Here is a 23,791-nt window from a genome sequence, read left to right as displayed (position 1 = left end):
GGCCTATTTTCCTGGGTACTGCGGGGCTTGGCCTAATTGCCACTTTGGTGATGCTCTGGATGGTTAGATTCCAGAGATTTCACGGCAAGCTTTTCTATGCACTTACTTTCATCGCTATGACCTGGACTTTGTTGATGGTCGGGCTTGAAGTTGCAACAAGCTCTTATTCTTGCAAGTTCCAATTCGCTATTTTGGCATGGTTGGGAAATGCGTTGGTGCCGGTTGCGTGGTGCTTCTTTGTTTATGCCTATGTTGATAATGCGTCTTGGTTGAGCAAACGCTGGGTCCGAGCGGTTCTTGTGATTGTTCCTGTCGCGGTCTTTGCGTTTGCGTCCAGCAACCAGTGGCACCACTTGGTATACACCGAAGCAACAAATCTCCCGCGTGATGCCGTTGCCATCGAATATGTGCATGGGCCGGGATTCTATGCGATTATCGCAACTCTATACGTTTTTGTGCTTGCCGCTCTCATTTGCCTTGGACGGGCATTCACGCGGGCGAAAAGGGCCTCTTGGCTGCTTTTGAGCATGCTGATTGCCATTACGCTGACCCCATTGACTGCGAATGTTGCCTACGTCGTCTTTGGCTTCACTGTTTTCGGCCTAGATCCGACGGCGTTTATGTTCACGTTAGGCATTCTTGCCTTCACATGGCTTCTTTTGACGAACAAAACGATGGATATGGCGTCTGTTGGTCGGTCGATCCTGTTCGACACCATGAGCGAGCCAGTCATTCTAGTGGACACGCACAAGAATGTCGTTTTGCAGAACGCGACTGCGCAACGCAGCAATCTTTTGGATCAACCCGATCTTATTGCGAATGTGATACGCGCGACGATCGAAGGCTCTGGCACCCAAGAAGGCCCTATCCAGTTGTGCGTCGGGCAACGGGTTTATGAGCCGCGGGTTCAGGAAATTGAAAATCCGCTGAACCCTGCGGACGCTGCGCTTGGGTGGAGTTTGACGTTTGTGGACATCACGGAGCGGATCGCAACGTCTTCGGCCCTTACCAAAGCGCTTGAGCTTGCTGATGAAGCCAATCGCGCAAAGGATGTGTTTATCTCAACTGTCAGCCATGAGTTGCGGACGCCGCTGACCTCTCTTCGCGGTGGGCTCGCGCTTGCGATGAGCGGCCACGCCGGAGACATTTCAGGCGGCGCCAAGAAGCTATTGGTGATTGCAGAGCGTAACAGCAACCGCTTGTCTCGCCTCGTTGACAACATTTTGCTGGCGCAAAAGATCGACATCAACGCATTGTCTTTAGATCGCACTCCCGTCGATCTTTGCAGCCTTCTGGAAGAGAGCTTTGAGGAGAACAGGATTTTCGCCGTCGAGCAGGCTGTGCAACTGGTTAGAAAACAAACGGATGAGTCGGCAATTGTCCTGGGGGATGCTTTCGCCATCCGTCAGATCGTTGACAACCTGATCTCGAATGCAATCAAGTTTTCCAACAAAGACGGGGTCATCGAGGGACGCATTGTGGTTTCCGAGGGTCGCGTCAGGCTGTCCATCAAGGACACGGGCCGGGGTATTCCTGATGGCATGGAGGACAAAGTTTTCGGCCGCTTTGAACAGGTTAAACACAGTGGGCAAGCTGCGACTCAAGGGTCTGGTCTTGGATTGCATATTTCCAAGCTGCTGGCCGATCAGATGTCGGGCGATATGTTCTATGAAAGCCAGATCGACGTCGGGACGACGTTTCATATTGAATTCGATTTGGCGCATCAAGACGTTACCGAGCTTGAACAAATTGGCGCTTAGATACCACTGATCTTGCGGTTGCGGCTATCGCTTCGATGTCGTTGATTTGAAGACCAACAGACACCGAACGATAGCCTGATAGCTTCATAACCTCATTACAAAGGGCGACGGGAACTCATCGTTCATGTCGATCCAAACGGCTTTGGTTTCGAGAAATTGCTCAATCGCAGCCTGACCACCCTCGCGGCCAAGCCCGGAATTTTTGTACCCGCCGAAGGGGGCTTGGGGCGCGGAGGTTCGATAGGTGTTCACCCATACATTTCCGGCTTCGACCTTTGCAGCGAGTTGATGCGCGCGCTTTAGGTCGCGGGTCCAAATTCCGGCGGCCAAGCCATAGTCCACGTCATTGGCAATCGCGACCGCCTCGTCATCGGTAGAAAATGTCATCACTGACAGAACGGGTCCGAAGACTTCGCGCTTTGCGATTTCCATGTCTGGGGTAACATTGCGGAAAACCGTCGGTTCGACGAACCAGCCGTCTTCGCATCCTTTGCCCTTATATGGCCCGCCGCCTAGCAACAGTTCTGCGCCTTCGGCCTTGGCGCGGTCAATGAATGCAAGGATGCGATCGTATTGCGCGCGGGTCGTGACCGGGCCGACTTGGGTGTTTTCGTCGGCGGGATCGCCGATTCTGGCCGAGCGTGCCAGATCAAGAAACTTTTCCAAAAACGGCTCTGCGATGGAGTCATGCAGCAAAAGGCGCGACCCTGCGATGCAGGTTTGTCCCGACGCGGCAAAGATGCCCGCGCAGGCGCCTTTGACAGCGTTGTCCAAGTCAGCGTCTTCGAAAACGATATTGGCGGATTTTCCGCCCAGTTCGAGCGTCACAGGTACGAGGCGGCGCGCGGCAACCTCTCCGATGGCGATGCCGGCCATTTCGCCGCCGGTAAAGGCGATCTTCCTGACCAATGGGTGATTGACCAGAGCCTGACCTGTTGTTGGCCCCTTGCCTGTGACGACGTTAATGACCCCTTTGGGGAGCACATCGGCCCAAAGCTCCATCAGGTGGAGTATAGACGAACTGGTGAATTCAGAGGGCTTGATGACAACCGTGTTTCCGGCAGCCAGCGCCGGGGCGATTTTCCACATTGCCAGCAAAAGCGGGGAATTCCACGGTACGATGGCCGCGACAACGCCCAAAGGTTCGCGCCGCGTATAAACCAGAGTTGACGGTTTATCGACGGGTATGACCCGCCCTTCGACCTTGTCAGCCAGACCGGCATAATAGGTCAGCCATTGACCGAGATACCGGCATTGTGCGGCCATTTCCGTGAGCAGTTTGCCATTGTCACGGGTTTCGATCTGGCCAAGCTCTTGTGCGTGATCCTGTGTCACCTGCGCCAAACGGCGCAGCAATTCGCCGCGCTGGTGGGGCAGCATGTCTGCCCATTCCGGCGCGCGGAAAGCCCGGTCAGCCGAGCGCACGGCGCGGTCAACATCATCGGGCTGGCAATCCATCACCTCGGCCCATGGCTTGGCCGTTACAGGGTTATCGCTTGTGAAATAGGTGGCCGTTTCAGGCGATTCCATATTTCCATCAATGAAGGGACCATAGCGTTTCATATTAGACTCCGAAGAAGAAGATCACGACGAAGCCGAGGGCCACGGATGCGATGCGTAACAGGATGTTCGGCTTGGTTCCGACCACGCCGAAGGAAAAGAACGTCAGCCCGATCAGGATCTTGACCATCGCGAGGAAAGCGAAGGCGGGTTGTGATCCGAGCAGCAGAAGCGACGGGTTGGCGATGAAGGCCATTGGCACAAGAAAGAGGCCGACGCCGATCGACATCGAGCGGAATGCCACGCCAAGCCACGGGGTTTGCGCGATGCCAGCGGCGATGAATACATTGCCACAAACCGGCGGTGTGATGGTGCAGAGCAACGCGTACCAGAACACGAAGAGATGCGCATAGAGGGGTTCCAGCCCAAGCTCGACAAGCGCCGGGCCGGCCACCGCTACACAGATCACATAGGCCGCCGGTGTTGGTAGCTCCATCCCCAGAATAAGCGCCGCAAGTCCGGTCAGAGCCAGCGCGAGCCAGAGGTTTTCGCCGGAGACGGACAGGACCAGCGAGGTGATCTTGACGCCAAGGCCGGTCATGCTGAACACGCCGACGATCAGGGCGGCGCAACAGATGATGGCCGTGATCTTGGCGATTTGCGTCGCGGCGTCCTCGATCGCGAGCCACATGCGGTGGACCCAGCGAGACAAGGACATCCGCCCGGTCGAGTCGAGCAGCAAGAGCGCAATCATGGTGAAGATCGCGAAGAAGGCCGAATACGGGGCGGTGTAGCTGGTGAAGGCCAGACAATAGATCAGAATGCCCATCGGCACGACAAAGAAGGGCAGTGTGCGCGCCACAAAGCCCCAGCCGGGCAGGTCTTTGCGGTCGATGCCTTTGAGGTCGTATTTGATGCCGTATTGATGCACCGCGATCCATGCGGTGGCGAAGAACAGGATAGCCGGAAGCGTCGCAGCGACCATGATCGTGGTGTAGGGGATCGTCAAAAGCTCGGCCATGATGAAGACGCTAGCGCCCATCAAGGGCGGCATGATCTGTCCGCCGGTCGAGGCGACGGCTTCGGTCGCGGCGGCAAGAGAGCGCGGATAGCCAAGCCGGATCATCGCCGGGATCGTCACAATCCCGGTGGACGCCGTGTTGGCCGCAGCAACGCCCGAGAGCGAGCCGTAGAGCGCCGAAGAGATGATCGCGATCTTGGCCACACCGGCGCGAAACCGGCCGGCCACCTGCGTTGCGACGGCCATGAAACCAGTGCCGGCAGTGCCCGCGGAGATGAACGCGCCAAGGATGATGAAGGGGGCGATGACTTCGGCAGAAATGCCGGTGAGTTCGGACCAGAGCCCGGCTTCGGTCAGCACCAGCGTGCCGAGGAAATAGTCGACCGGAAGCCCGGCATGGCCGAAGTCCCCCGACAGCAAATGCCCGAAGGCACCGTAGATGAGCACGATCAGCGCCACCAGCGGCAAGACCCATTGAATAGCGCGCCGCGCCATTTCGAGCGTTACAAGGATCAGCCCGCCCGTCGCCCAGAGTTGCCATGTGCCGCGGGTGGAGCCGTATTGGCGGGTGATATCGCTGTGACCGAGCATGATCCAGCCCGCGCCGACAAGGCCGATGAGGAAGAAGACCGGCGCGCTGATCCGGTCAAAACGGGTGTTTTGCGGCAAAAGGAAGAAGATCCATGGCAAGGCCAGCATGAAGTGGATCGGGCGCGACACCAGCGCCGGGATCAAGCCAGAGTAGACCAGAAACATGTGAAAGCCGACAGAGAGCAGCGCAAAGAGCAGGACGGCCCAGCGGAACCAGCCGACCTTTGCTATCCCCTCGGCCAGGGGCGAGCGCGCGGGAACCCCCGCTCCTCTGAAAACACGATCAACCCGTCACTCATTTCTTCCCTCCCGCTTTTTTGCACCATCGGCGCGCCACAAGCTGTGATCTATGCCGGTGCTTCGCTCAACTGAAAATCTTTTTCACGGCCCGGCGTGTGCCGGAAGATTCGTTTGGAAAGATTTCTGTTTCACATTAAGTACGTACTTGAGTATTTTGTGCGGACAATATATGACACCGGGCAGACCTTCAACTGTAATTTTGCCTGACGGCCGAGATGAGGAAGACCCATGAAGCGTTTTATGATCACCGGAGCAAATGGCAGCTTGGGTCAGGATATCATTGCGCATTTCATGCAAGGTGCAGGCGACACGCCGGTTGAAATTACCGCTCTTGATCGCGAGGTTGGGGCGACGCTTGGGTCCGAGAATTGTAAGGTCAACTGGCATGGGTTTGACCTTACCCAAGGCGATATTGCAGCGTTTTTTAGGGCGACGCGCTTTGATGCGGTACTGCATCTGGCTGCGATCACAGGTCAGGCTGCCGAAGACGACCCTGCTTATACAACTGCGCTGAATTTCGAAACGACGCGGAATTTGCAGGCGCTTTGCGCTGCTGCTGACACCCGGTTCGTTTTTACCAGCTCTATCGGTGCGATCGGCGACGCGAATGGCATCAGCGTTGCTGACGAAACAACCCCCTGTGCGCCAAGGTCGCAGTATGGTCAGACCAAGCACAAAAGCGAACAGTTCATTGGTCAGGAGAACGCCGATGGCGAAGATTGTTGGGCGTTGCGACTTCCGACCCTTTTGCTGCGTCAGAAAGCACGGACCGGCCTGCCCACAACAGGATTTCTGAGCGATATCAGCCGCGCGCTTTTTACGGACGGTCAGGCGATGTCACCAATGCGGGCAGACTATAAGGTTGCCGTCGCATCCATCGCGGATGCGAGCCGCGCGCTGATCAGGCTTGCGACCCAGCCAATTCCAGAAGGGACGCCTGCGGTCTTGAACCTGCCGGCGTATTCCGCAACGCCGGCCGATATTCTGGCTGTCATTCGAGAGTTCCGCGACTGCTCTCTTAGCTATCCTGATGAAAACAATGAACGTATTCTGTCTCTCACAGGGTTCTGGCCGGGGTCTCTTGTGTCTTGCGCGAGTGATCTGCTTGGTGTTGCGAATAACCGGAAAAGCCGTGAAGAACTTCGCAAAATCATGCAATTGGCGCTGCCTGGGGCGCTTGTTTAACTCTGTTCCGGGGATTCACCCACGGCCAAGCGCATTCGCATCGAGACGGCGTCCGCTTTGTGGATTGAATGCGCATGCACGACCGGATTGCTGCGCTCGTCAAACATCAGGCGTCGCACCTCTAGTGCGGGCGCTCCCTCGTGGAGTTCAAGCATTTCCGCGACTTGGCCAGAGACCGATGTTGCGCGGATTTTCTGATCTATCAAAACGATCTTGAGGCGATACGCATCCTCGATCACTTTGAAATTCGGGCGCTGGCTTTTGCCCATCAAATCCTTGGCACCCTCATAGAGACCATCAAAGGCAAACCGTGTCCATGACACCGGGATCGTCTCGTCATCGGCCCAACTGCGCCAGCCCAAATACTCGATCCAGCGCCCTTTGATTTCGGGTTCGATCTCGTGTTGTTTGGACAGTTCTTCGCCGGTCGTTTCGCTGAATTCGACAATGTGCAGCTTGGTTTGCTGGGCAAACTGTTCAAGCTGGTCAAGCGAGCCTATTTGGCGTTGGAAAACCTGTTTCGGTTTTGTCGACACCAACAACGTCCCGCGCTTGCGCTTGCGTGAAATCATTCCCAGCCCCTCAAGCCGGCCCAAAGCAAGGCGGACGGTTGAGCGGCTAACGTCGTATTGGGCGACCAACTCCAATTCCGAAGGAAGCACATCGCCGGTTTTCCATTCGCCGAGGCTGATGCGCTCCAACAGCTTGTTGGAGACGGTTATGTATAGTTTCTCAGCCACGGTCGTGCGGTTCTCCTCCAAAGGGTATCGGCGGGGAAAAGGGGAGGTCTGATTTGATCAGACCGCTCAATTCCATCGCAGAAAGTAGAAAACAGGTATGCGCGTCCAAAGCAATAAATAACCTATTGCTGTAGTGGGTCGATCATGTTAGCGATATTATGTACGTACTTTAATAGTATTGCAAGATGCAACCCTGTGCTCTTTCCAGACGCAGCGGGTGCCCAACGGGAGGAAACCATGTCTATCAAGAAACTCGTGACCTCGATCACGTCTGCCGCGCTTCTTACTATGCTGCCGTTTACTGCCGCAGCCGAAGAACGCATTGTCCTGAAGTCTGCTAAATCGACCTCATCGTATTATGTGATGATGGTTCAGTTGTCCGAAATCCTGAAAAATTCCGGTGAGTTCTCACCGACCGTGGAAGAAAGCCAAGGCTCTGTTCAAAACGTAATGGAGTCCCGTGTCCGCCCCGGAAACTTTCTGTTCACGACACCGCCAAGTCTTCTGTCGCTCGCTGCACAGGGCAAAGGGCCCTTCAAGGATGTCGAGCCATTTGAGAACAGCCGAACGCTGTTTCCTATGCCGTTTGTCACAATTCACTTCGTGGCCCGCGCCGATTCTGGAATCGAATCGCTATCTGACCTCAAGGGTAAGACCATCATTGGCGGCGGAACGGGGACGTTTTGTGAATCGCGCACCAAGGCAATCTTGAAGGCGCTTGGCATGACGGACGACATTACCCTTGTCGAAGTTGAGCTTAACGCCACAAACGCCGCCATTCGCAATGGCAAGGTTGACGGGTTCACAACATGCTCGTCGCACCCATCGCCTTCTGTTGTTGAGCTTGCCTCTGGGACCGATCTTACGATCATTCCGATGACTGACGCGGAACGTGCAACTATCATTGACCTTGACCCGCTTTCCGGCCCGATCAGCATTGCGAAAGGGACCTATGCGGGCATGACCGCCGATGTGAACACCGTGGGTGTCCCTGTTGGTGCTTATGGCACGACCAACATGTCAGATGACGCGGCTTATCTGATCACCAAAACCTTCTGGGAAGCCAAAGATAATCTTGCTGGTGCACAGGCTTGGTGGAATGGCGTTAGCCCGGAGCTTGTTGGGCTTCTTGGCGCGTCGGTTCATCCTGGTGCGGCTAAATACTACAAGGAAGCCGGCATCAATATCTCCGAGTAAGGCCCAAACGTTATATGCCTTTGGCTTACATAAATTGCGCCGCAGCATGTTCAATTTGCTGCGGCGTTTTCTTTCTCAGCAGTTGGATACTTAGATGACAAGAGATATCTCGGCACAGCAAAGGCTTGGGCTTGATCTCAGTGGAAAAAACGTGGTTGTGACTGGCGGCTGCGGCGGGATCGGCTTTGCGATTTGTGATGCACTGGCGATGTTGGGTGCGCGGGTGGCGATTTGGGATATTGATGCCGAGAAAGCAAAGGACAAGGCAGCAAGTCTAGGGCCGCAGCATCTGGGTTGTGCATGTGATGTCACTGATGAGGCGGCTGTTGTGGCCGCTGCTTTGCATACCACAGGCCAGATCGGGCCGGTTTCCATTCTGGTCAACAACGCCGGAGCAGCGGGTCCGACCCATCCTATTTCTGAAATCGACGCCGAAGAATGGCGTGCGATCCATGCGCTGAACCTCGACAGTGTTCATTACACAAGCCGACAATTTGCGTCCGATATGATCACGCTAGGCTGGGGGCGTATCGTCAACATTGCATCGGTCGCCGCAAAAGAGGGCAACGCGAATGCGGCTGCCTATTCCTCGGCCAAAGCAGGTGTCATCGCTTATACCAAGGCGCAGGCCAAGGAGCTTGCGCAGACGGGTGTTTTGATTAACTGCATTACGCCTGCGGCTGTGGATACGCCGTTTTTTGACACGGTGCCGGAGGAACATCGCCGGCTTGTCACCGCCAAGATTCCGATGGGTCGGCTTGGCAAGGCAGAGGAAATTGCAAGGCTCGTGACGTTTCTTGCCACAGACATGTGCCAGTTTTCTACTGGCGCGGTGTTTGATATTTCTGGCGGTCGGGCGACGTATTAGTGACGCGGACTCTGCTTTGGGCCTGATGTGGGTATGTTTTCGGTGCTCGCCGGAAAGCTAAACGACGGTGTTTGAGAGAAAAGCAGTGTCGACGAGGACATACTCCATATCGACAAGTTGATCGGCGCCATCTGCGCCGCCACCTATCCACACAGCAGAGCCAACCCCGCAACGTGGCGTTGGAGGCGCGTTGATTGCGCTGTGCGTTTTATGGAACTTATCCACGACTTCGTTGGTTGACCGCCTGAAACCACAGGAGTCGTCATGTCCACGATCACCACAATAAATCCCGCAACCGGCGAGCGTATCGAGACCCATCCGATGATGTCCGAAGAGGACGCGACCGCGAAGCTTGAGGCGGCGCATTCTGCCTTTCTTGAGTGGCGCAAGCTGTCCCACGAAGAGCGCGCGCCCTATCTGACGAAAATCGCGGAGAAGCTGCGCGAGAATGCCGATGAACTGGCCGCGCTGATGACGCGCGAGACTGGCAAGTTGTTGAAGGACGGCAAGACCGAGGTCGAAATCTGTGCTGCGATTTTCGATTATACCGCAGGCAACGGCCCATCGGTTCTGGGTGATGAAGAGCGCACCCACGGGCGGGATGGAGCGCGCGGAGTTGTCAGCTATCAACCGATTGGCGTGATCTATTCGATCCAGCCGTGGAACTTTCCGCTGTATCAGCCCGTCCGGGTATTGGCCGCCAACCTGATGACCGGCAATGCCTGTGTTTTGAAACACGCGTCGATTTGCACCGGGTCCGGGCTGCGCCTGCGCGAGCTTTGTATCGAGGCGGGTCTGCCCGAGGATTTGTTCCAGGTGATCATCATTGAGCACGATACCAGCGACGCGATGATTGCCCATCCGCTTGTGCGGGGCGTCACGATGACGGGGAGCGACGGGGCCGGGCGCCATATCGGGGGCAAGGCCGCCGAGGCGCTGAAAAAGACGGTTCTGGAGCTGGGTTCGAACGACGCGTACCTCGTTCTGGAAGATGCCGATATCGAGACTGCTGTGAAATTCTCGGTCATGGGGCGGCTTTATAACAATGGTCAGACCTGTGTGTCGGCCAAGCGGTTTGTTGTCGCTGACAAGGTCTATGACGCATTTGTTTCCGCCTATGTCGCGCAGATGGAGGCGATCACGATGGGCGATCCGACGGACGAGAACGTGCAACTTGGCCCGCTGTCGAGCACGGATCAGTTCGACACCGTCAAAGCCCAGGTCGAGGAGAGTGTCGCCAAGGGTGCCAGCGTCGCGTGCGGCGGGCGGGTTCCCGACCGCACGGGCGCCTATTACCCGACGACCGTTCTGGTCGATGTTGCCCCCGGTATGCCGGCTTATGACGACGAGATCTTCGGACCGGTCGCCGCCGTGATCCGTGCCGGGGACGATGCGGATGCGATGCGGATCGCAAATGACAGCCGCTATGGTCTGGGCGGTGGCATCTTTTGCAAGGATGAAGAGCATGCCCTGACGCTGGCCCGCGACCATTTCGATACGGGCATGGTGCGCATCAACTCTTTTGGGGCCGCCGATCCGCACATGCCCTTTGGCGGGGTCAAGGATTCAGGCTATGGCCGCGAACATGGCGGGTTCGGCATGAAGGAATTTGCCAATGCAAAAGCGATCTTTTTGCCATGATCACGCTACATGCTCTGAAATATTCCCGCGCCACGCGCGTGTTGTGGCTGTTGGCCGATCTGGGCCAGCCGTGCCACCGCGTTGAATATGACCGCACCGATGCGTTTCGCGCGCCTGAGGCGTTGCGCGCCGTGCATCCTTTGGGCAAGTCGCCCGTGATCGAGGATGACGGCGCGCAGATTGCCGAGTCCGCGACGATCCTGCGCTATCTCGCGGCGAAATACGGTGATGACAGCCACGTGCCGCCACAGGGCACGCCAGAGTTCTGGCGGCACGAGGCGCTGTTCGACTATGTCGAGGCGTCCTTGGCCGAGGTGGCGCTGCAAGCGATCCTGCCTGCGCTCGGGGGCAAGCCCGTGCCGGAGGCGGCGAAGGCGGCGTTGGACACGCATCTGGACTATATTGCCGACGCCATCCGAGACGGGCCGCTGTTGTTTGGCGACAAGGCGATGCTGGCGGATATCCAGCTCTCCTACATCATCGCGCTGTTGGCGCGGTTGGGCCTGCTCGCCGACCATCCAAAGATCGCGGCCTATTGGGACGCCTTGCAGGCGCAACCCGGTTACGCCGCCGCCACCGAGGCCGCGGGGCCGATGGCGCCGCCCGCTTGAAACTTATGAAAGGACAAAAAGATGCCCATGAATATTCTTATCGCCGGTGCCACCGGCAAAACCGGTCAGATCCTGACGCGCAACCTGCGGGAGCAGGGGCAGAACGTGACCGCGCTTGTCCGCGAAAGCTCGGACACTACTGCGTTGCCCGAAGGCACCGCGCTGCGCCACGGTGATCTGGACAACCTGCAGGCAGGTGTTTGCGAGGGCATGGATGCCGTCATCTTTGCCGCAGGATCGGGAGGGTCGACCGGGCCGGAGATGACCGAGAAGGTCGACCGGGATGGCGCCAAACGCCTTGTCGATTATGCGCAGGACGCCGGGGTTGGCCGGTTCGTGATGCTGAGCACCATCGGGGCGGATCAAACTGACCCGTCGGGTGAGCTTGCGCATTACCTGAAGGCCAAACATGCGGCTGACGAGCATCTCAAGGCTTCGGGGCTGACCTATGCGATCCTGCGGCCGGTGGCGTTGTCCGATGACGGGCGCAGCGATGTGATTGTCATGGGCAAGGAGGTCGACCCATCGGCCCAAGCGAGCCGTGCCGATGTGGCCGCCGTGCTGGCCGATGCCGCAACGAGCGGGACATTGGACGGCAAGGCGCTTGATATGCAATCGGCGTGAACGGGGCCCAAGAGCGGGGCCCGGTTGGGCCGGGCGATCATTCGCCGCCGGGATAGGACAGGCGGCGGGTGATCCAACCCGCGATCCGGGTCGCCAACGGGAAGGCCCGCATTTGTGGCGCGGCTTGCGCCCGTCAGCTGGCCAGCCGTGACAGGAGGGCGATCAGCTGTTCGCCGTCTTCGCCATCGAGTTGTTCGGCGAGGCGTTTGTCCTGTGCTTCGACATCGGCGCGGATTTGCAACATGCGGTGGCGGCCAAGATCGGTGAGCAGGAGGTTCACCTGTCGCTGGTCTCCGGTTGCAGCCTGCCGGTGGACCAGACCATCCGAGACCATGCGATCAACCAGTTTGCTGAGCGTCGGCGGGTTGATCAGCACGATCCGCGCCAGCGCGCCCATGGTCAGGCGGGCCTGTCCATCAAGGCTTTCCATGATGCGCCATGCTTCGATCTGAACACCGTGTTTCTTGAGGCGTTCGGACAAGGATTGCGTCACCGCACGGTGCGCGGCGGCGATGGCATAGGAAATATGACCGTCAAAGGGTGTTGTTTGCTTACTCATTGATCACCTGCATGTCTGCAGGGGTGAATTTAGTTGACTTGGAAAATATTTTCAATTGCTATGTAGCATCTTTGCGCCTTTTCGGGTGCGCCGGGGATGAGCGCCTTATGACGAACATGCCGCGCGGCACAGTCTTGCCTATGGAACTGTCTGACCTGCGGTCGGGGCGGTGGTTACGCGAGTCCGACCATTTTCGTGTGGCGTTGATGATCCCGCTGTGCGGGTCTGCCGGGCTTTGGGCGCCGTCATGCATTTCGAGCGCGCAGGTGGCGGTGGCGGAGTTGAACAAAGCGGGCGGCATATTGGGTCGCAAGGTGCAGTTGATCATGGTCGACGCCGCCGTCGAAGCGCCCGAGCCGGTTGAAGTGATCGTGAATGACCTGATCGAAACCAAGGCGATTGATGCCATCGTCGGGATGCACATCAGCGCCATTCGACAACGGCTGAGCAAAGTGGTGCGCCAACGGATCCCCTATATCTATACCCCGCTTTACGAGGGCGGGGAGAGGACACCGGGGCTTTATACCATTGGTGAGACGCCGGATGAGCAATTGGCCCCGGCGATGACCATGTTGCAGAGCGAATATCGGCCCAAAAGCTGGGCCTTGATCGGCAATGATTACGTCTGGCCACGCAGTTCGCATTCCTATGCCAAGGGCTTGCTCAAGGACATGGGCATTCAACTGGCGATGGAACGCTATGTGCCGTTTGGTCTGCGGAGCATGGAGCCGTTGATGGAGGAGTTGGACCGCTCGGGTGCGGAGGCGGTTTTGATGACGCTGGTCGGACAGGACGCGGTCAATTTCAACCGCGCCTTCGGGCGGGCGAATATGCATCAGAAGATGGTGCGCCTGTCCTGTGCGATGGAAGAGAACGGGTTGCTGGCCTGTGGAGCGAAAAATCTGCAGCGGTTGTTCACGGCGTCATCCTATTTCGGGGTGCTGCCGACCGAGGCGAATTCGGCGTTCAAAGAGCGGTATCACACCATGCATGGCGAGCAGGCGCCGGTGTTGAACGCGCTGGGGCAGTCGACCTATGAGGGGATGCAGTTTCTGGCCGGTTTGATGGGTGAGCACCACGAGAGTTGGCATCTGAAAGGCGGGCATGATCCGCTGCCGGTGCTGTACAAAAGTGGGCGGCAAAATGGTCAGCAGAGTGCGGTGAAGCACAAGCCGATCTATCTTGCGCGGGCTGACGGCCTTCAATTCCACATCATAAAAGAGTTCAAAAACAGTTACTTATGATTTTTCTTTTCCATTTCAAATAAAATACTTGAAAAGGAAATCAAATTCACACACCGTTTGATTAATAAGGACCGCCCGCTTGAATGGTGCGGTCTGACAACAAGAAAATTGATCAGGGGGATGTGCCTTGTATTGGGCTATCGCAATTATTGCCGCCATCATCGTGCTGCTTGTCGGCATCTGGTTTTTGCAAAGGTTTTACGCCAAGGCGACGTTGGAAACGGCGTTGGTGCGCACCGGTTTGGGTGGGCGCCGCGTGGTGACGGATGGCGGGTGTCTGGCGCTTCCGATCCTGCACCGGGTTCAGAAGGTTTCGATGCAGTCGGCGCGGATGAGCGCCGCGCGCAAAGGGCGCGAAGCGGCGCTGACCAAGGACCAGCTGCGCGCCGATATCGAGATGGAATTCGAGCTTCGGGTTGACCCCGCCCCTGAAGCCGTGGCGACCGCCGCGCAGACGCTGGGTGCGCGGATCGCTCGCAGTGGCGAGGCGATTGAAGATGTGTTGGCCGGCCCGCTTATTGATGCGCTTCAAGGGGCGGCGGCGAAACGCACTTTGGATGAGATCCATCTGGACCGTGCCGGGTTTGCAGCAGAGGTGGCGCAGGCGGTGGAAAGCCGCGCAGCGCAGATGGGTTTGCAGTTGCTGTCGTCATCGTTGGTGTCGGTGGATCAGAGTGACCTGACCCAGATGAATGAAAACAACGCCTTCAACGCCAAGGGAATGCGGCGGTTGGCCGAGCTAATCGCGGCGGAGCGCGAGGCGCGGGTCAAGGCAGAGACCGGTGCGGAAGTGGCTGTGCGTGAGCATCGCCTTGCCCAGCATCAGCGGCAGTTGGAATTGCAGCGCGCCGAGCGTGAGGCCGAAATTTCCCAGAAAGAGCATTTGGCCCGCTTGGAAGCCGAAGCCGACAGCCGCGCCGCGCAAGCCAAGGCCGAAGCCAGTAGCGCTGCAGAACATACGCGGATCGAAAAAGAGCGTTTGACCAAATCGGCGCAGGTTGAGAATGACGAGGCGCTACGCCGCTCGGAAATGGCCGCGCTGTTGGCTTTGGAAGAGGCGCGGATTGCCAACGACATTCAGTTGAGCCGCAAGCGAGCGGAAGAATCAGAAGCCAAAGCGGCGGAAGAAATCGCACGAGCGCAGGTCTTGATGGCCTCTGAACAGGTCCAGACCCAGAAGGAACGCGCCGCAACCGAGCGGGAACGCGAGATCGCCAAGATGAAGAAAGAGCGCGATGTCGAGCTTGAGACCGTGCAGGTCAAAAGCGATGTCGAAACCTTACTGGCGCGGGCCCAAGCCGATGCCTCGGCCAAGTCAACCGCCGCCAATGCGCAGAAAGCCGCGATGGAGGCCGAAGCGGCCGGGCGAGCAGCGTTGAATTCAGCCGAGAACACGTTGAGTGATGCGGTGATCCGAATGCGTCTTGAAGAACGCAAGCTGGATCGGATGCCGGAGATCATGACGCAGATGATGAAGCCGGTCGAGAAGATCGACAGCATTCGCATCAACCAGATCGGCGGCATTGGCAGCAGCGGCGGGGGCTTCCCGGCGATGGTGGCGGCGGGATCGACAGCGCCTTTGGGTCGGCGATGGATCAAATCCTGTCGATGGCTGTGCGCCTGCCTGCGATGAAGCAGATGGGCGAGGAGATCGGCTTGGATTTTGACGCACAGACCGCCGGACGCACCGCCGATTACGCCAACCGGATCAAACCAAAAGACGAAAAACCCAAAGAGTGACCGCCCAAGGTCACCGACCCTGACAATTCCAACAAACCCCAACGAACGGAGGACTACCACATGTCTCTGAACAGGAGAGCTTTCCTTGGCCGCGGCGCAGCAGCCGCAACCGCAACGGCCCTTTGCCCCGCGCAGTGATGGCCGCAGACACGATCCAGCTTGGCTCGATCCTCGATACATCCGGGATTTTCGATGCCTACGGAAAACCGATGGACATGGCGATGCGCCTTGCGGTGAAAGAGATCAACGCAGCCGGTGGATTGCTGGGCAAGCAGGTCGAAGTGAAGGCCTATGACACGCAATCCGACATGGCGCTTTATTCGCAATATGGTCAGCAACTGACCCGTCAGGACAAGGTGGACGTGGTGCATGGTGGCATCTTGTCGGCCAGCCGCGAGGCGATCCGCCAGACGATGCGCAAGACCAACACGCTCTATTTTTACAACGTCCAGTATGAGGGCGGCGTATGCGACCGCAATGTTTTCTGCAACGGTTTGACCCCCGCGCAGCAGGCGCAGGTTCTGGTGCCTTGGGCGATGGAACAGGCCGGTGGCAAGAAGGTCTATACGCTTGCCGCGGATTACAACTATGGTCAGATCACCGCACGCTGGATCGAGAAATTCGTTGGCGACGCCGGGGGCGAGGTTCTTGCCACCGACTTCTTCCCGCTTGATGTGGCGGATTTTGGCGCGACGATTGCCAAGATTCAGACCGCCGGACCGGACCTTGTAATTGCACCTCTGGTTGGGGGGGCGCATCTGAGCTTCTTCCGCCAATGGGCGGCATCGGGGATGAAGGACAAGATCCCGTTGGCCTCGACCACCTTGGGTGTTGGTAATGAGCATAAAGTTCTGACGCCGGAAGAAGGCAACGGGATCATGGTGGCCTATTCCTATTCCCAAGACCTTGAGACCGACGCGAATGTTGCGTTCAAAAAAGCGTGGAGCGCGGAATATGGCGACCCGAGCGCGCTGCATGAGCTGGCTGTGTCGACCTATTACGGCATCAAGACATGGGCAAAAGCGGTCGCACAGGCCGGGTCGGTAGAGCGCGATGCGGTGATTGCCGCGCTGGAAACCGGAATTTCGGTGGATGGCCCGGCGGGTAAATACACCATTGACCCGAAAACCCACCATTCGACGGTCGATGTGCATTTGATGAAGTTCCAAGATCAAAAGATGCAGGTGATCGACTCGCTGGCGCAGCGTCCGCCGATCGACACGCAGGCGGTTTGCGATCTGGAGAAGAACCCGAACGACAACACGCAATACGAAATCAAGATCTAGGTTGCTCCCTAAAACTGATCTTGGCGGGGCGGCCTTTTGGTGGCCCCGCGCATTACCTTCCTTCTGACCAACCGGGCGGAGATTATGGACCTGAGTTTCGTCATATTCATTGAGATGCTTTACGCAGTTGCCTCGCTGGTGCTTATCAGCGCCGGGTTGGCTGTGGTGTTCGGGATGATGAAGGTCATCAACCTTGCCCATGGCGAGTTTATGATGATGGGCGGCTATGCCACCATCACCGCCGTGAACGCAGGGATAAATGTGTTTGTGGCCATGTTGGTGATTGCACCGCTGGTTGTCGGCTTGATCGGGCTGATCGTAGAGCGGTTGGTGATCCGGCATCTTTATGGGCGGTTGGTTGATACCATGCTGGCGACATGGGGCTTGAGCCTGTTTTTCGTCGGTTTAGCGACGATGATTTTCGGCAATACCACCACAGGGATTTCAACGCCGATCCCCGGCTTTGCGGTTGGTGGGTATCAGATCAACGGCTACAACTTTTTCATTATCGTCGTGTCGGTGGTTTTGATCATTGCGATGCTGGCCGTGCTGAAAGGCACGCGCGCCGGGTTGGTCGCACGCGGCACGATGCAACGCTCTGACATGGCGGCGGCGCTGGGCTATAGCCCAGACCGGATTTACATGGCGACGTTCTTTTGTGGCTCGGCTTTGTCGGGTTTGGCGGGGGCGGTTCTTGCGCCGCTTGTTGGTTTGGTGCCGACATCGGGGGGGCCTACATCGCCAAGGCGTTCATCACGGTAATCGCGGGCGGGCCTGCGTTGATCGCGGGCTTGGTGAGTTCGGCCACATCGTTTGGCGTGGTCAGCCAAGTGTTCACCTTCGCCATATCGCCGGTAATCGGCGAGGTCGCATTGTTGATCGCCGCCGTGGTTCTGCTTCGCCTTATGCCGCAAGGCATCACCGGGCGCTTTTTCAAGGGTAAGCTGTGATGGGCGGGCGTTTGGGCAAAGACATCGTGACCACCCTGATTGTTTCGGCGGTTCTGATCTGGCTGCTGCCTTATGCGATCAGCACCTACACCCTGACCGTGCTGGTGATTTACGGGATGCTGGGGTTCAGCCTTGGGCTGATCTGGGGCTTTGGCGGGATACTGTGTTTCGGGCAGGCGGCGTTTTTCGGCTTGGGTGCCTATACCTATGCGATTGCGGCGATCAATATTGGCGAGAGCACGCTTCCGATGATCCTTGCCGTTTTGGTGCCTGCTCTGTTTGCCGCGCTGCTTGGTGCGATGATGTTTTACGGGCGGCTGACGGATGTATACCTCGGCGTTATTACGCTGGTTGTGACGCTGATCCTGTTCAAGTTCATTAACTCGACCGCTGGACCACAATATGTGATCGGTAACGCGCGGTTGGGCGGGTTTAACGGGATACCGGGGTTTCAGACGCTGAACGTGCCGGGCGACCCAGGTGCGTATATTTGGGGTGACCCCTATTACTATGTCTGTGCCGTGGCGCTGGTGATTGTTTACCTGTTGGTGACATGGCTTTTGCGCTCGTCCTTTGGACGGATTGCCGTGGGTATTCGCGAGAATGAGACCCGCATGGCGCTGATGGGTTATGACGTGGCGGCGCGCAAAACTGTGCTGTTTGCGGTTGGTGCGGCGATTGCGGGGCTGGCTGGCGCGTTGTTTGCCAATTGGGGTGAGATCGTCACCCCAAACCTCTTCTCGCTGGGGCAGTCGGCGGAGATCATCATCTGGTGCATTGTTGGCGGGCTTGGCACGCGGTTCGGGCCGATTTTGGGCGCGGCGGGGCTGGCTTATCTCAAGTTCATGCTGGGGCAGCAGTCGATGGTGGATAACACGCTTATCACCGGGCTGATTCTTGTGCTGTTCGTGCTGTTCCTGCCCAAAGGCGTGGTGCCCGCGCTGGCGAGCCTGTGGAAGATCAGCTTTGGCCGGAGGCCATTGGGCAAGGTGCATGCGGCGCGGCGGGTGCGGAGGGCGCGACATGGCTGAGGTTGTGCTGGAGACCCATGCGTTGACCATGCGGTTCGGCGGCGTGGTGGCGAGCGAAAACGTGGATTTCAAACTGCGCGCGCGTGAGTTGCGGTGTTTGATCGGGCCGAATGGCGCGGGGAAATCGACGTTCTTCAAATGCGTGACCGGGCTGCTGACACCCACCGAGGGGCAGATTTTCATGCGCGGGGATGAGGTGACGGGCTGGCAGCCACACCAGATTGCGGCGCTGGGCGTTGGGATCAAGACGCAGACGCCCAACGTGATGGATGCGCTGAGCGTGCATGAGAACATCTGGCTGGCGGCGCGGCGGTTTCACGACGCGGCCGAGGCGCGGGCGCGCACGGATGAGATGATAGATCGCCTAGCGTTAGGGTCGATTGCACGGACCGATCTGGGGTGCCTGGCGCATGGCGAGCGGCAGCGGGTTGAGCTGGGTTTGGTGACTGTGGGTGATCCGTGGCTGGTGCTTTTGGATGAGCCAGCGGCGGGGATGAGTGCGCAGGATGTGGAGCGGATGACCGGGATCATCCACGACCTGACCAAAAGCGCCGCCGTTGTGATCGTTGAGCATGACATGCAGTTCATCCGCTCGATCGCGGAGACGGTGACGGTGTTCCACCAAGGCGCGGTTCTGATGGAGGATCACGTCGACAAGGTGATGGCCGATCAGACGGTGCGCAACGTGTATCTGGGCAAGAAGGCGTGAGCGATGAGTGACGAGCAAACCACCGTTCTGGAGATCAAGAGCCTGTCAGGTGGATATGGCCGCGTGCCGATCCTTCATGGGATTGATGCCGAGGTGCGCGAAGGCGAAGTGGTTGGCATTCTAGGCCACAACGGCATGGGCAAGACGACCCTGCTCAAGACCGTGATGGGGTTTTTGCCAGCCACGTCGGGGCAGGTGCGATACCGCCAGACGGATATCACCCGAATGTCGCCTTATGAGCGCGCAGGGCTTGGCCTTGGCTATGTGCCGCAGGGGCGCGGGATTTTTCCGCAACTGTCGGTAAAGGACAATCTGCGCTTTGCCTGGCATGATTATGCGGGTGCCTCCGAGCATGATGTGATGGAAGCGGTTCTAAGCGACTTTCCCCGGCTGAAACGCTTGCTCGACCGCGAGGGCGGGGCGCTGTCGGGGGGCGAGCAACAGCTTCTGGCGCTGGCGCGGTGCCTGATGGGCGATCCCGACTTCCTGTTGCTGGACGAACCAACCGAGGGGATCCAGCCGTCGATCATCGAGGAGATGGCCGAGACTCTGCACAAGCTGCGCGAGGGGCGGGGCTTGTCGATCCTGCTGGTCGAGCAGAATTTCGATTTCATCGCCGATCTGAGCGATCGGGTTCTGGTGTTGGAACGCGGCCGGATCAGCGGCGCGTTGAGCCGTGCCGATCTGGGAGATCAGGCCAAGGTGGATCAGTTCCTTGGGTTTGGGGCCGCACGGGCCACGCGGGCGGGCAGCGGTGGGCCAGCGCGCGCGACCGTGTCGCAACCCGCGGTTCGCGCCGCAGAGAGCATTCCGACATTTCCGGCAGGCACAGGGCCGCAATCGGCCCCGGCGCGCGCGCCGTCACAACCACAAATGCACACCACCTCAACGGGGACCGCAATGAGTATCAAACGCCCGACACTTGCGCAGATGCGCAGCATGGCTGACCGCTTTGGCATGAGCCTCTCGGATCAGGACCTGATGGAATACACGCAAATCATCGAGCCTTATATGGAGGCCTATGATCGGCTGGATGCGATGCCAGACAACCTGCCCGAAGTGCGCTATCCCCGCTCGCCGGGGCATTTCCCGGACCCGACGGATAACCCGCTGAACGCGTGGTATGTCAAAACCGAAGTGCGCGGTGCACCGGACGGCCCGTTGCGCGGCAAGCGGATTGCCTTGAAGGATACGATCTGTCTTGCCGGGGTGCCGATGATGAACGGGTCGTCGATCATGGAGGGCTATACCCCCGAAATCGACGCGACCATCGTGACGCGGATGCTGGATGCCGGTGCGGTGATTGCGGGCAAGTCCCATTGCGAGAACTTTTGCCTTTCCGGTGGGTCGCACACCAATGCCAAAGGGCCGGTGCATAACCCATGGAAGCGCGGATATATGGCCGGTGGGTCTTCGAGCGGGTCTGCGGCCTTGGTCGCTACGGGCGAGGTGGACATGGCCATCGCAGGGGATCAGGGCGGCTCGATCCGGATTCCGGCGTCGAACTGTGGTGTTTACGGCATGAAGCCGACACATGGTTTGGTGCCATACACCGGCGCGATGTCGGTTGAGCAGACGATCGACCACCTTGGCCCGGTGACAAGCACGGTCGCGGATAATGCGCTCTTGCTTGAAGTGTTGGCGGGTGAAGACGGGTTGGACCCGCGGCAATACAAGCCCAAGACCTATCGTTACACCGAGGCGCTGGGCCGGGGCGCGCAGGGCTTGCGGATTGGCATTCTCAAGGAAGGGTTCGCCCATCCCAATTCCGAGGCCGATGTGGATCACAAGGTCATGCAGGCCGCCGAGCGGTTCCGCGAGTTGGGCTCGCGAGTCGAAGAGGTGTCGATCCCCGAGCATTACACCGCGATGGATGCGTGGACCGCGATCACGCTGGAGGGGCTTCAGGATGCGATGATGTGGGGCAATTCGACCGGCACGAATTATCGCGGTCTGTTCCTTCCGTCGATGACGGACCATATGGCGCAGTGGAAGAACCGCGCCGATGAGCTGAGCCATTCGCTTAAAGCGTGCATGTTCGTGGGCGAGCATTTCCAGACGCAATATCGCGGGCGGTTCTATGGCAAGGGCCAGAACATCATGCGCAAGGTGAACGAGCGCTATGCGGCCGCGCTGAAGCAATATGATCTGCTGTTGATGCCGACCGTGCCGCAGAAGCCACAGGAGATTCCGCCAGCCGATTGTTCGATCAGTCTTTATGTGCAGCGGGCGTTCGAGATGGTGCCCAACACTGCGCCGTTCAATGGCGGCTTGCCCGCGATGAGCGTGCCTTGTGGGCTGAGCGAAGGGTTGCCGATTGGCATGATGCTGGTTGGGGCGAATTACACGGAAATGAAGATTTACCAGGCGGCGCACGCGTTTGAGCAAAGCGGTGACTGGCGCAACATGTAACCAAGGGGAGGGACGGTGCCATGACCATTCTGAACGAAAGCCTTGCAGACCGGATTGCCGGGTTCGGCAGCGATCGTAGTGGTGCCGAGGCCGACCTGACCCCGCGCGACGGGCGGTCGTATGTGCGGGGGCCGGATGTGCCGGCGCTGCGCTATGCCACCATTCCGCAGGTATTGCGCGATACGGTGTCGCGGTTTGGTCCGCGCGATGCGGCGGTGTTTTGCGACCAAGGCGTGCGGATGAGTTATTATGACCTTGATCGCGAGGTCGACAAGCTGGCCTCGGGTCTGTTGGCGATGGGCCTTGAAAAGGGGGACCGGCTTGGGATTTGGTCGCCCAACCGGATGGAATGGGTGCTGACGCAGTTCGCTACGGCGCGGATCGGGGTTGTGTTGGTCACGATCAACCCGGCCTATCGCCTGTCCGAGCTGGAATATGCGCTGAACAAGGTGGGGTGCAAGGCGTTGATCCTTGCGAGGACATTCAAGTCGTCAGACTATCTTGGGATGATCCGCACGCTGGCACCGGAAATGGAAAGCTGTGCGCCGGGGCGGCTTAGATCGGTCAAGCTGCCGCATTTGCGGCATGTGGTGGTGATGGGGGATGAGCCGGTCGAAGGCGCGTGGCGTTTTGCGCAATTGGCCGAGCTGGGCGGACCGGCACAGCAGCTTCGGCTTGATGCGATTACCGCGAGTTTGAGCCCGGATGACGCGATCAACATTCAGTTTACATCGGGCACCACTGGCGCGCCGAAAGGGGCGACGCTGAGCCATTACAACATCATCAACAACGCGTTTTTCACCGTCGACCGGATGCGGTTTAGCGAGGCTGACCGGTTGTGCATTCCGGTGCCGCTTTATCATTGCTTTGGCATGGTTCTGGGCACGCTCGGCTGTATCACCAAGGGCGCGGCGATGGTCCTGCCCGGTGAGGGGTTCGAGGCGGCGAGCACGCTGGATGCCTGTGCGGCGGAACGCTGCACCGCGCTTTATGGTGTGCCGACGATGTTTGTTGCCCTGCTGGACGAGTTGGACCGGAAGCGACGCGATTTAAGCCAGTTGCGCACCGGAATGATGGCGGGGGCGCCATGCCCGATCGAGGTGATGCGCGCAGTGATGGACCGGATGAACATGGGCGAGGTTACAATCGGCTATGGCATGACGGAAACAGCGCCGATTTCGTTCCAAAGCCATACGGATGATCCGTTGGAAAAACGGGTAAGCACTGTGGGACGCATCCACCCGCATGTCGAGGTGCGCATCGTCAGCGCCGAGGGCGCGATATTGCCCCCCGGTGAGCAGGGCGAGCTGTGCACGCGCGGGTATTCCGTTATGAAGGGCTATTGGGATGACCCGGCGCTGAGCCAAGAGGCGATTAGCGATGGCTGGATGATGAACGGCGATCTGGCGGTGATCGACGACGAGGGCTATTGCGCGATCACCGGGCGGGTCAAGGACATGATCATTCGCGGCGGCGAAAACATCTATCCGCGCGAGATCGAGGAGTTTTTGTTCCGCCACCCGGAGGTGAGCGAGGCGCAGGTGTTTGGCATCCCGGACGAAAAGTTCGGTGAGGAGGTGTGCGCATGGGTCGTGGCCAAGGAGGGCAGCAGCGTCGGCGCGGAGGAGCTGCGGGGCTATTGTCAGGGGCAGATCGCGCATTTCAAAATCCCGCGCCATTTTCACGTGGTTGATGAACTGCCGATGACCATCACCGGAAAACCGCAAAAGTTTGTCATGCGCGACGAGATGATCGCGGTTCTATCGGGGGATGCGTCGGTTTGAACGCTTGTATCCATGCCTGTGCAACGCATAGGGTATCG

General features: G+C 58.5%; 21 protein-coding genes. 16 read left to right on the top strand and 5 right to left on the bottom strand.

Annotated features, from left to right (window positions below; genetic code table 11):
• Positions 1 to 44 precede the first annotated feature (44 nt).
• On the top strand, positions 45 to 1,760 hold the full coding sequence (locus N4R57_20170; GenBank protein UYV37239.1) for an ATP-binding protein: 1,716 nt from the start codon (positions 45 to 47) through the stop codon (positions 1,758 to 1,760).
• A gap of 84 nt (positions 1,761 to 1,844) precedes the next feature.
• On the opposite strand, the gene N4R57_20165 is transcribed toward N4R57_20170, so the two are convergent.
• Together N4R57_20165 and N4R57_20160 are read right to left on the bottom strand one after the other, a co-directional pair.
• Positions 1,845 to 3,323 (bottom strand): aldehyde dehydrogenase, encoded by a 1,479-nt coding sequence (locus N4R57_20165; protein ID UYV37238.1) that lies wholly within the window; start codon positions 3,321 to 3,323, stop codon positions 1,845 to 1,847.
• Between the two features lies 1 nt (position 3,324).
• A complete protein-coding gene (locus tag N4R57_20160; protein UYV39631.1) occupies positions 3,325 to 5,070 on the bottom strand; it encodes a TRAP transporter fused permease subunit in 1,746 nt (581 codons plus the stop codon).
• Between the two features lie 330 nt (positions 5,071 to 5,400).
• Between N4R57_20160 and N4R57_20155 the strand changes: the two genes are divergently transcribed.
• On the top strand, positions 5,401 to 6,357 hold the full coding sequence (locus N4R57_20155) for an NAD(P)-dependent oxidoreductase (protein ID UYV37237.1): 957 nt from the start codon (positions 5,401 to 5,403) through the stop codon (positions 6,355 to 6,357).
• Here N4R57_20155 and N4R57_20150 read toward each other — a convergent pair.
• Positions 6,354 to 7,097: a GntR family transcriptional regulator gene (locus tag N4R57_20150; GenBank protein ID UYV37236.1), complete on the bottom strand. Its 744-nt coding sequence runs from the start codon at positions 7,095 to 7,097 to the stop codon at positions 6,354 to 6,356. The two genes, N4R57_20155 and N4R57_20150, sit on opposite strands and share 4 nt — an antisense overlap.
• Before the next feature lie 237 nt (positions 7,098 to 7,334).
• Here N4R57_20150 and N4R57_20145 point away from each other — a divergent pair, with 237 nt between their 5' ends.
• From N4R57_20145 to N4R57_20125, 5 genes are all read left to right on the top strand, one after another.
• Positions 7,335 to 8,294 carry a TAXI family TRAP transporter solute-binding subunit gene (locus N4R57_20145; protein ID UYV37235.1) on the top strand — a complete coding sequence of 320 codons (960 nt, stop codon included), beginning with the start codon at positions 7,335 to 7,337 and terminating at the stop codon, positions 8,292 to 8,294.
• Between the two features lie 94 nt (positions 8,295 to 8,388).
• Positions 8,389 to 9,162, top strand: coding sequence for an SDR family oxidoreductase (locus N4R57_20140; GenBank protein UYV37234.1), 774 nt, complete (start codon positions 8,389 to 8,391; stop codon positions 9,160 to 9,162).
• 264 nt (positions 9,163 to 9,426) lie between these two features.
• On the top strand, positions 9,427 to 10,803 hold the full coding sequence (locus N4R57_20135; GenBank protein ID UYV37233.1) for an NAD-dependent succinate-semialdehyde dehydrogenase: 1,377 nt from the start codon (positions 9,427 to 9,429) through the stop codon (positions 10,801 to 10,803).
• Positions 10,800 to 11,414, top strand: a complete 615-nt coding sequence (locus tag N4R57_20130; protein ID UYV37232.1) for a glutathione S-transferase — start codon at positions 10,800 to 10,802, stop codon at positions 11,412 to 11,414. The genes N4R57_20135 and N4R57_20130 overlap by 4 nt, the downstream gene beginning before the upstream one ends.
• A 27-nt stretch (positions 11,415 to 11,441) precedes the next feature.
• On the top strand, positions 11,442 to 12,038 hold the full coding sequence (locus tag N4R57_20125; GenBank protein ID UYV39630.1) for an SDR family oxidoreductase: 597 nt from the start codon (positions 11,442 to 11,444) through the stop codon (positions 12,036 to 12,038).
• Between the two features lie 133 nt (positions 12,039 to 12,171).
• Here the strand turns inward: N4R57_20125 and N4R57_20120 are convergent, their stop codons facing one another.
• Positions 12,172 to 12,597, bottom strand: a complete 426-nt coding sequence (locus N4R57_20120; GenBank protein ID UYV37231.1) for a MarR family transcriptional regulator — start codon at positions 12,595 to 12,597, stop codon at positions 12,172 to 12,174.
• Between the two features lie 107 nt (positions 12,598 to 12,704).
• Between N4R57_20120 and N4R57_20115 the strand changes: the two genes are divergently transcribed.
• The 5 genes from N4R57_20115 (at position 12,705) to N4R57_20095 (ending at position 17,629) form a co-directional block, all read left to right on the top strand.
• Complete coding sequence (locus tag N4R57_20115; GenBank protein ID UYV37230.1) at positions 12,705 to 13,841, top strand: substrate-binding domain-containing protein; 1,137 nt, start codon at positions 12,705 to 12,707, stop codon at positions 13,839 to 13,841.
• Between the two features lie 127 nt (positions 13,842 to 13,968).
• Positions 13,969 to 15,474, top strand: coding sequence for an SPFH domain-containing protein (locus N4R57_20110; protein UYV37229.1), 1,506 nt, complete (start codon positions 13,969 to 13,971; stop codon positions 15,472 to 15,474).
• Positions 15,450 to 15,581: a hypothetical protein gene (locus N4R57_20105; protein ID UYV37228.1), complete on the top strand. Its 132-nt coding sequence runs from the start codon at positions 15,450 to 15,452 to the stop codon at positions 15,579 to 15,581. The genes N4R57_20110 and N4R57_20105 overlap by 25 nt, the downstream gene beginning before the upstream one ends.
• Before the next feature lie 122 nt (positions 15,582 to 15,703).
• Entirely contained in the window at positions 15,704 to 16,867 is a 1,164-nt protein-coding gene (locus N4R57_20100) for a transporter substrate-binding protein (GenBank protein UYV37227.1), read from the top strand.
• 39 nt (positions 16,868 to 16,906) lie between these two features.
• On the top strand, positions 16,907 to 17,629 hold the full coding sequence (locus N4R57_20095) for a branched-chain amino acid ABC transporter permease (GenBank protein UYV37226.1): 723 nt from the start codon (positions 16,907 to 16,909) through the stop codon (positions 17,627 to 17,629).
• On the opposite strand, the gene N4R57_20090 is transcribed toward N4R57_20095, so the two are convergent.
• Entirely contained in the window at positions 17,601 to 17,786 is a 186-nt protein-coding gene (locus N4R57_20090) for a hypothetical protein (protein UYV37225.1), read from the bottom strand. The two genes, N4R57_20095 and N4R57_20090, sit on opposite strands and share 29 nt — an antisense overlap.
• A gap of 30 nt (positions 17,787 to 17,816) precedes the next feature.
• Here N4R57_20090 and N4R57_20085 point away from each other — a divergent pair, with 30 nt between their 5' ends.
• The 4 genes from N4R57_20085 to N4R57_20070 are packed head-to-tail and all read left to right on the top strand — an operon-like array spanning position 17,817 to position 23,753.
• Complete coding sequence (locus N4R57_20085; GenBank protein UYV37224.1) at positions 17,817 to 18,848, top strand: branched-chain amino acid ABC transporter permease; 1,032 nt, start codon at positions 17,817 to 17,819, stop codon at positions 18,846 to 18,848.
• On the top strand, positions 18,841 to 19,557 hold the full coding sequence (locus N4R57_20080) for an ATP-binding cassette domain-containing protein (protein UYV37223.1): 717 nt from the start codon (positions 18,841 to 18,843) through the stop codon (positions 19,555 to 19,557). Before N4R57_20085 ends, N4R57_20080 begins: the two co-directional genes overlap by 8 nt.
• A 3-nt stretch (positions 19,558 to 19,560) precedes the next feature.
• Complete coding sequence (locus N4R57_20075; GenBank protein ID UYV37222.1) at positions 19,561 to 21,969, top strand: amidase; 2,409 nt, start codon at positions 19,561 to 19,563, stop codon at positions 21,967 to 21,969.
• Positions 21,970 to 21,989: 20 nt separating this feature from the next.
• Positions 21,990 to 23,753: an AMP-binding protein gene (locus N4R57_20070; protein ID UYV37221.1), complete on the top strand. Its 1,764-nt coding sequence runs from the start codon at positions 21,990 to 21,992 to the stop codon at positions 23,751 to 23,753.
• The last annotated feature ends 38 nt before the right edge of the window (positions 23,754 to 23,791 follow it).

Source organism: Rhodobacteraceae bacterium D3-12 (assembly GCA_025916135.1).
GTDB lineage: Bacteria > Pseudomonadota > Alphaproteobacteria > Rhodobacterales > Rhodobacteraceae > JAKGBX01.
The sequence above is the reverse complement of the archived record's forward strand: the minus strand, read 5'-3'. Positions and strand labels throughout refer to the sequence as shown.

Excerpts from the sequence above, each read along its gene's own strand:
- N4R57_20165 (UYV37238.1), bottom strand. The coding sequence starts at position 3,323 with ATGAAACGCTATGGTCCCTTCATTGATGGAAATATGGAATCGCCTGAA.
- N4R57_20155 (UYV37237.1), top strand. The coding sequence starts at position 5,401 with ATGAAGCGTTTTATGATCACCGGAGCAAATGGCAGCTTGGGTCAGGAT.
- N4R57_20145 (UYV37235.1), top strand. The coding sequence starts at position 7,335 with ATGTCTATCAAGAAACTCGTGACCTCGATCACGTCTGCCGCGCTTCTT.
- N4R57_20140 (UYV37234.1), top strand. The coding sequence starts at position 8,389 with ATGACAAGAGATATCTCGGCACAGCAAAGGCTTGGGCTTGATCTCAGT.
- N4R57_20135 (UYV37233.1), top strand. The coding sequence starts at position 9,427 with ATGTCCACGATCACCACAATAAATCCCGCAACCGGCGAGCGTATCGAG.
- N4R57_20130 (UYV37232.1), top strand. The coding sequence starts at position 10,800 with ATGATCACGCTACATGCTCTGAAATATTCCCGCGCCACGCGCGTGTTG.
- N4R57_20125 (UYV39630.1), top strand. The coding sequence starts at position 11,442 with ATGAATATTCTTATCGCCGGTGCCACCGGCAAAACCGGTCAGATCCTG.
- N4R57_20120 (UYV37231.1), bottom strand. The coding sequence starts at position 12,597 with ATGAGTAAGCAAACAACACCCTTTGACGGTCATATTTCCTATGCCATC.
- N4R57_20115 (UYV37230.1), top strand. The coding sequence starts at position 12,705 with ATGACGAACATGCCGCGCGGCACAGTCTTGCCTATGGAACTGTCTGAC.
- N4R57_20105 (UYV37228.1), top strand. The coding sequence starts at position 15,450 with ATGGCTGTGCGCCTGCCTGCGATGAAGCAGATGGGCGAGGAGATCGGC.
- N4R57_20090 (UYV37225.1), bottom strand. The coding sequence starts at position 17,786 with ATGCCTTGCGGCATAAGGCGAAGCAGAACCACGGCGGCGATCAACAAT.
- N4R57_20085 (UYV37224.1), top strand. The coding sequence starts at position 17,817 with ATGGGCGGGCGTTTGGGCAAAGACATCGTGACCACCCTGATTGTTTCG.
- N4R57_20080 (UYV37223.1), top strand. The coding sequence starts at position 18,841 with ATGGCTGAGGTTGTGCTGGAGACCCATGCGTTGACCATGCGGTTCGGC.
- N4R57_20075 (UYV37222.1), top strand. The coding sequence starts at position 19,561 with ATGAGTGACGAGCAAACCACCGTTCTGGAGATCAAGAGCCTGTCAGGT.
- N4R57_20070 (UYV37221.1), top strand. The coding sequence starts at position 21,990 with ATGACCATTCTGAACGAAAGCCTTGCAGACCGGATTGCCGGGTTCGGC.